Source organism: Streptomyces sp. GC420 (assembly GCF_009916105.1).
Taxonomy (GTDB): domain Bacteria; phylum Actinomycetota; class Actinomycetes; order Streptomycetales; family Streptomycetaceae; genus Streptomyces.
This window is the reverse complement of record NZ_JAAAXQ010000435.1, coordinates 1-5,869: the sequence shown is the minus strand read 5'-3', so window position 1 is coordinate 5,869 and position 5,869 is coordinate 1. Positions and strand designations below refer to the sequence as shown.

The following is a 5,869-nucleotide window of genomic DNA, read 5'->3' as shown; positions in this document are numbered from 1 at the left end:
GCGGTACGTCGCCTCCATCGTGGACCGCGGCGGTGCCCAGCAGTCGCCGACGGCTGATGCCGGCCGGGTGACCTGCCGCGGCGCCCCTGTCGTCCCCGGCGGTCGTGTCGTCCCCGGCGGTCTCCTGGAGGGCGTCCCGCGGGTTGGCCGATCCGTTCCGGTCCGTGTGGTCCATCTGCTCAGTCATGGTGCTTGTCAGCCGATCTGCACGGTCTTGTCAATGGTGACCTGGTCGATGTCCGACGTGCGGACGGTTACGGCGATCTTCCACTCGCCCGCCAGCGGGATCTGGACGCCGGTGGCCGTCCAGTTGCCGGTTCCGATCCGGTCCGGAGTGACGGGGAGCGGGCCGATGCCCTTCGATTCGAGGGTGAACGACACCTTCACCTCGGGGACGTCCAGCGGCCGCCCGTTGGGCCGGACGATACGGACGTCCAGGGTGTTCCCGCCGACCCGGCCGGGTTCGAAGAACAGCTTGACCGTGCCCTTGCCGTCCTCGCCCTTGGTGTCGAAGGGCAGGGCGAGAGTGACTGGCCCGGAGGCACTGGGGGTGTAGAGCCCCGCGGTCGCCTTGGCGGTCTCCTCTTCCGTGCGGCCGGGTTCCGTGCTGGTCAGCACCGTCGTTACGGCGAGCAGGACGACGGCGACTCCCGCCTCGGCGAGTACGGAACGGCGCAGGCCGGTGCGGTGGGGGTCGGCGTCGCGGATCCGTTTCCTGCGGGCGAGATCGGCTGCGGCCCGCTGGCGGGCGAGCTGGGCCGCCCGGCCCGGGGCCTCGGAGGAGGCTGGAGCGGCCGCGGAGGCGGACGGGGCGGAAGCGGTCGCTGCGGCTGCCTCGGGGACGGTGACCTTCTTCTCGGCCTTGTCCCGCCCGGTTTCGTCCCGCCCGGTCCTGGCCCGTTCCACCTCGTCCCGCCCGGCCTCGCCGGCTTCCTCGGCGTCCCTGTCTCCGGCCGCCGGCTCGGTGTGGGCCTGTGCCTCCTCGCCGATTCGGGCGGTCCAGCGTCGTGACAGATAGGCGATGCCGACGAGGAGGACGACCAGCCCGATCTTCACGAGCAGCAGCTGCCCGTACGAGGTACCGGTCAGCGCCGACCACGAGCCGACCTGCCGCCAGGACTGGTAGAGGCCGGTCGCCGCGAGCACGACGACGCTGCCGAAGGCCAGCCGCGAGAAGTGCCGCACCGCGGTCCTGGGCACGGAGGGCCCCCGGTACAGCGCGGCGAGGAGCGAGGCGAGCCCGCCCAGCCAGACGGCGACGGCGAGCAGGTGGAGCACGTCCACGGGCATGGCGACGCCCGGCTGGATGCCGGCCGAGGCGTGTTCGGACAGCGCCCAGGTCGCGGCGAGTCCTGCGGCGACGACGGTTCCGCCGACCGCCAGTCCGAAGGTCAGGTCCTTTCTGTCGAGGCGGGACTCGCGGTCCTCCGCGGTCTCTTCCTCGCCCTCGCCCGCGCCGTCCCGGTCCTCGCCCTGCCGCGCGTACGCGCCGAAGAGCACGGCGATGAAGAGGGCCGCCGCGGCGAGCAGCAGCAGCCGGGACACGAGCGCCGCCCCGGTCTTGGTCTCCAGGACGTCCCGCAGCCCCGCCAGGTCGAGCGCGTCGGCGAGCTTGCCCGAGCCGGTGTACGGGCTGCGCAGCAGCAGTGTGGCTATCGTCGCGCCGGTCAGGGCGATCCAGCCCTGGACGACCAACCGCTGCACGGACCGCACGGCCGCGGCGCCGGGCCAGCAGGCCAGCACGAAGGCCGCCCCGCCGACGAGGACCAGGAAACCGGCGTACGACGTGTAGCGCGCGATGTCGTAGAGGAAGCCGACGAGTCCGCCGCCCGCCTCCTGCTCGGGCAGGCTCACGGTGGTGGCCGAGGGGGCGCCGACGGAGAAGGTGAAGGCACCCGAGACGGGGTGGCTGTCGGCCGAGACGAGTTGCCAGGCGACGGTGTAGGTGCCGTCGGGCAGATCCGGCTTCAGCTGCACCCCGTACCGGACGGAGCCCTCGGTGCCGAGGTCCTCAACCTTGCCGGTGTCGACCCGCTTGGCGTCCGGGTCCATCACGCGGACCGAGTCGTCGGAGAGGGCGACCTTCTCGGAGAAGTCGAGGGTGACCCGCTCGGGGGCCTCCTGGACCACCGCTCCGTCCGGGGGATTGCTGGAGATCAGCGCGGCGTGCGCGCCGGCCGGCGGGGCGCCGGCGAGCAGTGCGCAGGTGACCGCGGTCACCAGGAGCAGGAGGCGCACCAGCGGTGGCGCCTGTGGTCCGGGGCGGGGGGCGGTGGCCGTCATCACGCGTCAGTCCCTCAGTCCTGCTTCGGGTTGTAGGTGGCTTCCTTCACGGGAACGTCGACCTCGATGGGGTCGGCCTTCTCGAACCGGAGCTCCACGGACACCTTCTCGCCCTCGAGCGGCTTCTTCTTGAGATCCATGAACATGATGTGGTTGCCCCCGCGCTCGAGTACGAGTTCGCCGTGTGCGGGGATTGCGAAGGAGGAGACCTCGACCATCCGCTGGTTCTCGGTCTTGTGGATCGTGACGTCGTCGGCGATGTCGCTGGAGACGCCGGTGAGCCTGTCGGCGCCGTCCCCGTGGTTGCTGATGACGAGGAAGCCGCCGGCCATGCCGTCGGTGACGGGCTGGGGGATGTAGGCGCCGCTGACCTTGAGGTCCGGCTCGCCGCCGTCCTGGCCGTCGGAGGCGGAGCAGCCCGCCAGCGCGAGGCCGGTGGCGAGGACCAGGGCGGTGGCGAGGGTGGTGCGGCGGTTCACGGTGGCGAGGGTGGTGCGGCGGTTCACGGCTTGGCTCCTTCGACGAGCTCGGGCAGGTCCTGGGTGTAGTCGTCGGCGGTGGCGTCCTCGCCGTAGAGCACGTAGCCCTTGTCGGTCTTCGGGGAGAAGGCGACGACCTGGGTGCCGTGCATGGAGTTGACCTTGCCGTCCTTCTCCTTGGTGGCGGGCTCGATGTGGATGCCGAGCCGCCGGGCGCCCGCCTGGATGGTGGGGAAGTCGCCGGTGAGCCCGATGAACTCGGGGTCCTGGGCCTTGAGCCACTTGCCGAGGGAGGCCGGAGTGTCGCGCTCGGGGTCGGTGGTGACGAAGACGACCCGCAGCCTGTCCTGGTCGGCCCTGGGGAGCGCCTTCTTGGCGATGGCGATGTTGCTCATCGTCAGGGGGCATACGTCGGGGCAGTTGGTGTACCCGAAGTAGATCAGGGTCGGCCTGCCCCGGGTCTCCTTGACGAAGTCGTACGTCTCGCCCTTGGTGTCGGTGAGGATCAGCGGCGGCTTGTCGAAGGGCCTGTCGAGAACGGTTGCGGCCTTGTCGAGCGTGGCCGACACCTCGGTCGGGGCTCTGCCGGTGTCGTCCCGGCCGTCCTCGCCGCCACCGCAGGCGGAGAGGGTGAGCGCCGCCGCGGCAGTCAGGGCGACGGCGGCGAGGGTGATCTTGTTGCGCATGGTGGCTGTGTCCAAAGGGTGAAGCCGGGGAGGGCGCCGGGGCCTCGCACGGTGTACGAGGCCCCGGCGCTCCCGGGGGAGGGGCTGCCGCGGTCGGGCGACCGCCCGGTCCGGGGGACCGGGCTGCCGGCGTCGGGCGGCGGGGCTGCCGGGCCCTCAGGCAGAGCGGCGGCGGCCTGCGAGAACGCCGAAGGCGACTCCGGCCGCGCCCACGACGATGCCCACGACGGCGAGGACGCGGGCGGTGGTGTCACTGCTGTCACTGCCGGCGGCGGAGGTCTCCTCGTCGTGCGAGGAGCCGTCGGCGCTCGTGGTGCCGGCGTTCTTGTCCGTGTCGTCCGCGTCCTCGGCGGAGTCCGCGTCATGGCCGTGGCCGGCGTCGGCGGCCTCGATCAGCTTGAGGACGGGAGCGGGGCTCTCCGGCTCCTCGCCGCCCTCCTCCGTCTCCTCGATCCAGCGCACGACCTCCTTGTTGTCGTACGTCTGGATGGCCTTGAAGACCAGTTGGTCGGCGTCCTCGGGCAGCTGGCCCACGGAGAGCGGGAACTGCTGGAACTGCCCGGGGGCGATCTTGCCGCCGCTCCAGGTGACCTTGGTGACTGCCTCGTCGATCTTGCTTCCGTGGATCTCGACGGGCTTGTCCAGCTTCGACCTGGTGACCTTCACGTCCCAGCCGGGCACGGGCTGCGGCATCACGGAGGCGAGCGGGTGGTCCGTCGGGAAGCTGATTTCCAGATTCACGGTGGACGCGTCGTCCCGCTCGTTCGGCACCTTGAAGTTGATGGTGGCGTAGCCGCCCTTCTCGGCCTCGCCCGGCTGCACGGAGACGTGCGCGAAGGCGGGGCCGGAGAGGAACAGCACGGCTCCGGCGGCGGTACCGGCGACGAGGGAGAGACGGCGGCGTGAGACAGACATGTTCGAGGACACTCCAGACAAGTGCGGGAACGGTGGACGTGAGTGGGTGCGCGTGCGCGTACGCCGACGCGGCACGGCCCACTCGACGTCCGAACCCGGAGCCGGACGTCCCGTGAGGGGGGACCGGAGGAGAGGCCGGAGTGCCGAAGTGCGCGCCGTGTCAGGCCGCGAGTGCGTACCGGGGCGCCGCGTACGGGACGCAGGGGTCCGCGGTGACGGGCGGACCGCGTCTGATCACCGAGTGGTGGAGTGCCGGGCGCTGCGGCGGGGGCGCCGCGGACCGGTGGGCGAGCGGCGGGCGCGGGCCGCACTCGGGCGCTCCGGGCAGTCCGGAGCGCAGGGCCCGCACGAGGGACAGGGCGCCCCGCAGGGCCCGCACCAGCGCGGCCTCGGCGACACCCTGGGCACCGTGCGCGGACAGTTCCGCGGCCCGCAGCAGCGCGAGGTCCCCGCGGCGCAGCAGCCAGCCGGCGACCAGCGCCGCCAGGAGGTGGCCGAGCAGCATGGGCGGGGAGGGCAGCAGGGTGTCCAGTCCCTGCGTGGCGGCCGCCGGGGCGTGCGTGTGCACGGCGGCGGGTGCGCCCTGCGGGTCGAGGCCGGCGGAGGCGAGGACGCGGTACGCCTCGGTGGGGCTCAGCGGAGCGGCTCCCACCCCGCAGACGAGCCGCGCGGCCTGCGCCACGAGCGAGGCGTCGGCCGTGCTCGCGGCCGTCTCCTGCTGCTGGCCGAGTTGCTGGGCGTACCCGAAGACACCGTGCAGGACGAGCTGTCCAGCGGCCAGCACCGCGGCGATGCCCGGCAGCGAACGCCGCCGTCCGGCGAGCGGCAGCGTCACGCCGAAAACGGTGAGCGCCGCGAGGCCGAGCGACCACATCGGCACGCTCTCGCAGGACGCCAGCACATGCCCGGCCGCGGACAGCGCGACGCAGACCGCGGTGAACACCGCGGCCCTCAGCAGCCGCAGATCGGCTCCGGCGCGCTTCGGCGAGGACGGGCGAGACATGGCCGGGCCATCATCGCACCCGGCCTCCGCGATCATTGCTCCAGGGGCGCATGGACCTCACAGGTACCTCCGGACGCGGCTCTACACCGGAATATGCGGCCCACACATCCGCCGAATGAGGGATGTCACGTCAACACGGTGCTTACACACCGGTGCACGTGGCAATACGTAGGGGTATGTCGAGCCGCAGCCAGGAGGCTGGAGCATGAGCATCTGGTGGTCCCTCCACTTGCGGCGCGAGGCTGCCAGCGTCCCGCTCGCACGGCGCCTGCTGCTCGGCACGATGGAGACGGCCGGTGTCGACCCCGACATCTCCTACGACCTCTCGCTGGCGCTCAGTGAAGCCTGTGCCAACGCCGTCGAGCACGGCGGATGCGGCGAGGACGGCGGGCCGGCGCAGGCCGGCTCCTGCGGTGCGTACCGTGTGACGGCCTATCTGGACGGCGAGAAGTGCCGCATCGAAGTGGCCGACTCCGGACCCGGGTTCGCGGGCTCCCCCGGCC

General features: G+C 72.3%; 7 protein-coding genes. 1 reads left to right on the top strand and 6 read right to left on the bottom strand.

All coding sequences use genetic code 11. The annotated features are described in order from the left end of the window. The 6 genes from GUY61_RS33365 to GUY61_RS33340 form a co-directional block, all read right to left on the bottom strand. Positions 1-187: hypothetical protein (locus tag GUY61_RS33365; protein WP_166634067.1), on the bottom strand; the 187-nt coding region annotated here is incomplete at its 3' end. Between the two features lie 8 nt (positions 188-195). Continuing rightward, entirely contained in the window at positions 196-2,283 is a 2,088-nt protein-coding gene (locus tag GUY61_RS33360; protein WP_166634066.1) for a copper resistance CopC/CopD family protein, read from the bottom strand. Between the two features lie 14 nt (positions 2,284-2,297). Then, positions 2,298-2,762 (bottom strand): copper chaperone PCu(A)C, encoded by a 465-nt coding sequence (locus GUY61_RS33355; RefSeq protein ID WP_166634068.1) that lies wholly within the window; start codon positions 2,760-2,762, stop codon positions 2,298-2,300. A 23-nt stretch (positions 2,763-2,785) separates the two neighbouring features. Continuing rightward, complete coding sequence (locus tag GUY61_RS33350; protein WP_166634065.1) at positions 2,786-3,448, bottom strand: SCO family protein; 663 nt, start codon at positions 3,446-3,448, stop codon at positions 2,786-2,788. A gap of 156 nt (positions 3,449-3,604) precedes the next feature. Further along, the gene (locus GUY61_RS33345) at positions 3,605-4,363 is read right to left on the bottom strand and encodes a YcnI family protein (protein ID WP_166634064.1); all 759 of its coding nucleotides are present in this window, start codon (positions 4,361-4,363) and stop codon (positions 3,605-3,607) included. A gap of 160 nt (positions 4,364-4,523) precedes the next feature. Then, positions 4,524-5,366: a hypothetical protein gene (locus GUY61_RS33340; RefSeq protein WP_166634063.1), complete on the bottom strand. Its 843-nt coding sequence runs from the start codon at positions 5,364-5,366 to the stop codon at positions 4,524-4,526. Between the two features lie 205 nt (positions 5,367-5,571). Here GUY61_RS33340 and GUY61_RS33335 point away from each other — a divergent pair. Beyond that, on the top strand, positions 5,572-5,869 hold a 298-nt coding region (locus tag GUY61_RS33335), incomplete at its 3' end, for an ATP-binding protein (protein WP_166634062.1).

Coding starts and splice junctions, on each gene's coding strand:
- GUY61_RS33360 (WP_166634066.1), bottom strand. CDS start 2,283: ATGACGGCCACCGCCCCCCGCCCCGGACCACAGGCGCCACCGCTGGTG.
- GUY61_RS33345 (WP_166634064.1), bottom strand. CDS start 4,363: ATGTCTGTCTCACGCCGCCGTCTCTCCCTCGTCGCCGGTACCGCCGCC.
- GUY61_RS33350 (WP_166634065.1), bottom strand. CDS start 3,448: ATGCGCAACAAGATCACCCTCGCCGCCGTCGCCCTGACTGCCGCGGCG.
- GUY61_RS33340 (WP_166634063.1), bottom strand. CDS start 5,366: ATGTCTCGCCCGTCCTCGCCGAAGCGCGCCGGAGCCGATCTGCGGCTG.